Genomic DNA, 3,970 nt, shown 5'->3' on the forward strand with positions numbered 1-3,970 from the left:
CGCATGCGGCCAGCAGCTCCGGCCGGGTGGTCTCGACGACGACCTGCCCGCCGCCGGCGGCACGGCCGAACGCGAGCGAGTGGTAGGCGCCCGGACGGTCCCGGTCCTCCAGTTCGGCTTGGGCGACCGCGGTCCGGAAGGTCACGTCCCACAGGGTGGGCGCCTCCGCCAGATATGCCTCACCCCGCTCGAGGTTGCGCAGGAAGGCCCGTTGCGCCACCGCCCGGGACCGGGCATCGATGGTCGCGTAGGTCATCGACCAGTCCACGGACAGGCCGAGGCGGCGCCACAGCTGCTCGTAGACCTTCTCGTCCTCGATCGTCAGCCGCTCGCACAGCTCCACGAAGTTGCGGCGGCCGACCGGGATCTGCTCCTTGCCGGGCTTGTCCGGTGGGACGAAATCCGCGTCGTAGTGCAGTGACGGGTCACAGCGGACGCCGAAGTAGTTCTGCACCCGGCGCTCGGTCGGCAGGCCGTTGTCGTCGAACCCCATCGGGTAGAAGACCTCACGGCCGCGCATCCGCTGGTAGCGCGCGATGATGTCGGTGTGCGTGTAGGAGAAGACATGGCCTACGTGCAGCGACCCGGAAACGGTCGGGGGCGGGGTGTCGATCGCGTATACCCGTGCCCGGTCGGCGGTCCGGTCGAACCGGTAGGTCGCCTGCTCCTGCCACACGGTCGACCATCGTGCCTCGACGCCGTCGAGAGTGGGCCGTTCTGGAACAGAACGCTCGGAAATGGACCGCTCGGGAACGGACTGCTCCCGGCTGTCTGAGCCGTGCTGGTTCCTGCCTTCTTCTGTCACCACAAGTAACGATCCTACGGGTCGGGTGATGTGGGCTCCGGCACGGGTTTCGCAGGGCCTTTTACATGATCCTTCTTGGGTTCGCGTCCCTGCTGGTCCCGTCCTGGCGGGGTCCCCGCGTCCTGCTGAGACCCGCCTCTCGGCGGGGTCCGTGGGGTCCGCGCGCCGGACGTTCTCGGCCGGTGGAGCGTGGATCCGGCTCCCCGCGTTCTTGGTGGGGTCCCGCGCCGGCCGGGTAGGTTCCTGCCGGCCGGCGCGCGGCGTCCGGTGTTTCTTCGGTGCTCCTCTGGAGCTCCTTGGTGTGGAGCTTCTTGGTGCTCTCCGGCGGTGGGATCGTGTCGGCGGGCAGCCGGCGGTGGCGGGCAGGTGGCGGGCAGACCGTGTTGGCAGGATGTATCTCGTGCATGACACCGGACAGGACACCGTCTCCCCCGCTTCCACCGTTGCGGCCCCGATCGGGGCGGCCGACCGACCGCCGCCCCGGGATCTGCTCGCGCTCGCGCTCGACGTCGCCCGGGAGGCCGGCGACCTGCTGCTGCGGGGCCGAACCGGTGACGTCGTGACCGAGTCGACCAAGTCGTCCCCCACGGATGTCGTCACCGCACTCGACCGGGCGTCCGAGGAGTTGGTCGCGGGCAGGCTGCGCGAGGTGCGTCCGGGCGACGGCCTGCTGGGCGAGGAGGGGGCCGACGACCCGGGCACGAGCGGGGTGCGCTGGATCGTCGATCCGCTGGACGGCACGGTGAACTTCCTCTACAACCTGCCGAACTGGGCGGTGTCGATCGCGGCCGAGGTCGACGGGCAGGTGGTCGCCGGGGTCGTGCACGCGCCCGCCCTGGGCGTCACCTACACCGCGGCGCTCGGGGACGGTTCGGCCTGCAACGGTGTGCCGCTGGCCGGTTCGGCTGCCACGGACCTGGCCCACGCGCTGGTCGCGACCGGGTTCGGGTACACGGTCGAACGGCGGATCGCCCAGGTGACGGTGCTGACCCGGGTCGTGCCACGGGTACGCGACATCCGGCGGATGGGCGCGGCGTCGCTGGACCTCGGCGCCGCCGCGGCCGGCCTGGTGGACGCTTACTACGAGCGCGGCCTGCATCCCTGGGACCACGCCGCCGGGGCGCTGGTCGCGACCGAGGCCGGTCTGCGGGTCGGCGGTCTGCACGGCCGGCCGATCTCGAATGATCTTGCTATCGCGGCCCCGCCCGCCCTGTTCGACGAGCTGCACGACCTGCTCGCCGCCGACCCCCCGGCCGACCGCGACTGATCCCGCCGCCCGACCGCGACCGGAAGCGCCCGGTAACAAGGAGTTTAGATCAAGGAGTGCGAGCGGGGTGCGAGCGGAGCGCATGCTCAGTCGATGCGGCGGAGTTCCTCGCGGTAGCGCTTGCCGTTCGCGGTGTACATCGCAGCCCCGGCCGCGAAGGCGTTCTCCGCCACCGCGTCCGGGCGGATCTTCGCGGGGACTCCGACCGCCAGCGCCCGCGGCGGCACCTGCACGTTGTTGCCGACCAGCGCCTGCGCCCCGACCAGCGCCCCGCGGCCCACCACGGCCCTGTGCAGCACGATCGAGCCGGAACCGACCAGTGACCCGTTCTCGACGGTGCAGCCTTCCAGGTGCGCGATGTGCCCGATGACGCAGTCGTCACCGATGACCGTGGGGAGTTCGGCGGTCGCGTGCACGACCGTGCCGTCCTGCACGGACGTGCGGGCGCCGATATGGATCTCGCCGTAGTCGGCCCGTAGCACCGCGCCCGGCCAGATCGTCGACTCGGGACCGATGGTCACCTTGCCGATCACGGTCGCGTCCGGGTGGACGTAGGCGGACGGGTCGATCTGGGGTACCCGGTCACCGAGTGCATAGACAGCCACGGACATCTCCTTCAGGTGACGCCACGTCCCGCGTGGACGGCAGGCAACGACCGGCCCTGCCTCATCTTCCCCGATGGTCTCTGATCGAGCCCGAGGATCGCCTGCGGGCGTGACTTTCCCGTCGGGTACGGCCGCCCCGTCGGGTACGGCCGCCTGCCGGCCGCTTGCCGGAGTCGAGCCATCCGCCTGCCGGCAGTGGACTACTCGCGCTCACGGATACCCGGCGGCAGCGACCCGGTCGCCTTCATCCACCTGCGAGCGGCCACCCGCTCGGCGGTGAGCTTCCCGACGCCGACGGCCACCCCGGACGCCGCCGCCCAGCTGATCGCGTCCGCCCAGGCCGTGTCGGGATGCGCCGGACTGCGTGGCGGGTCCGACTTACGGATCTTCTTGTACGCCAGAGTCACGGCCCTGCTCGCCACCGACCCGGCTACCGCTCCCGCCGCGCCTCCGACGATCTTCCAGCCGATCTTCGCTACCGGTCGGACCACTACCGCACCCCCGTTCGTGAAAATGTCCTAGCGGCCAAAGGTGATGGGATCATGTTGCTCCCGTCGCCGCAGGCCCAGGTCCCCGAAGACCGTCCGGCTGACAGCACCCGTTGCTGACAGCTAGCTGTTACTGACGACTACCCGTTGTCAGCGCTGGTCAGTGCGCGGCCGGAGACATCCATCGCCGCCACGAGCTCGTCGGGGCGTCTGCACGACACCACCCACACATCGCTCACCGTGCGTATCCATGCGCCTGTACGTATCCAGGGTCTGGTCACGGCGTAGACCCCCGGAGCCAGCGCCGTGCGGATGTCGGAACACACTGCGACCTCGTGCACGCCGTCACGGGGAAGCACCCGCCCGGCCGCGGTCACCGTCTCCTCGGTCACCGTCAACCGTGCACGCCCGAGGACCCACAGCGCCACCTCCATCCCGGCGAACATGCCGGCGTAGACGGCGGCCCGGATCCCGGCGGAGTCCGTGTACACGGTGAAGTAGCTTCCGAAGACGCCGGCGCAGAGCGCGGCCCAGACGTGCCACAGCCGTGGCACGGCCAGCCGTTCCTCGTAGCGCATGTCGCTCAGTATCCACCGTGCTGGCCACTACTCGCGCCCGTCCGTCACCGATCGTCCGTTGACGCCCGAGTTTCCCTGCCGATCCGCCGATCCCGTCGCGGTCGCCCGAGGACGGCCATGATCGCGTACTCTCCGGCCAGCTAGTCTTCGGTGTGCCGTTAGTCCGGCGCCTCGCCGTGCTTCGGCACGCCGCCGGCGGCGGCCCGCATCTGCCAGGACCACGAGGG

General features: G+C 70.6%; 5 protein-coding genes. 1 reads left to right on the forward strand and 4 read right to left on the reverse strand.

Going from position 1 to position 3,970, the window contains the following annotated elements; genetic code table 11:
* Window positions 1-739, reverse strand: a 739-nt coding sequence (locus tag DD1DGNOD_RS09775) for a class I tRNA ligase family protein (RefSeq protein WP_241255618.1), incomplete at its 3' end; no start/stop codon positions are given.
* Between the two features lie 520 nt (window positions 740-1,259).
* Here DD1DGNOD_RS09775 and DD1DGNOD_RS09780 point away from each other — a divergent pair.
* Complete coding sequence (locus DD1DGNOD_RS09780; RefSeq protein WP_131769955.1) at window positions 1,260-2,072, forward strand: inositol monophosphatase family protein; 813 nt, start codon at window positions 1,260-1,262, stop codon at window positions 2,070-2,072.
* A gap of 86 nt (window positions 2,073-2,158) precedes the next feature.
* Here DD1DGNOD_RS09780 and DD1DGNOD_RS09785 read toward each other — a convergent pair whose 3' ends face one another.
* The 3 genes from DD1DGNOD_RS09785 to DD1DGNOD_RS09795 all read right to left on the reverse strand — a co-directional run bounded on the left by DD1DGNOD_RS09785 (window position 2,159) and on the right by DD1DGNOD_RS09795 (window position 3,743).
* A complete protein-coding gene (locus DD1DGNOD_RS09785) occupies window positions 2,159-2,683 on the reverse strand; it encodes a gamma carbonic anhydrase family protein (protein ID WP_131769949.1) in 525 nt (174 codons plus the stop codon).
* Window positions 2,684-2,877: 194 nt separating this feature from the next.
* Complete coding sequence (locus tag DD1DGNOD_RS09790; protein WP_131766317.1) at window positions 2,878-3,168, reverse strand: DUF4235 domain-containing protein; 291 nt, start codon at window positions 3,166-3,168, stop codon at window positions 2,878-2,880.
* 137 nt (window positions 3,169-3,305) lie between these two features.
* Entirely contained in the window at window positions 3,306-3,743 is a 438-nt protein-coding gene (locus DD1DGNOD_RS09795; RefSeq protein ID WP_131766318.1) for a DUF3093 family protein, read from the reverse strand.
* Window positions 3,744-3,970: the final 227 nt, after the last annotated feature.

It is taken from the genome of Candidatus Protofrankia californiensis, assembly GCF_900634765.1.
GTDB classification, from domain to species: Bacteria; Actinomycetota; Actinomycetes; order Frankiales; family Frankiaceae; genus Protofrankia; species Protofrankia californiensis.

Coding starts and splice junctions, on each gene's coding strand:
- DD1DGNOD_RS09785 (WP_131769949.1), bottom strand. CDS start 2,683: ATGTCCGTGGCTGTCTATGCACTCGGTGACCGGGTACCCCAGATCGAC.
- DD1DGNOD_RS09795 (WP_131766318.1), bottom strand. CDS start 3,743: ATGCGCTACGAGGAACGGCTGGCCGTGCCACGGCTGTGGCACGTCTGG.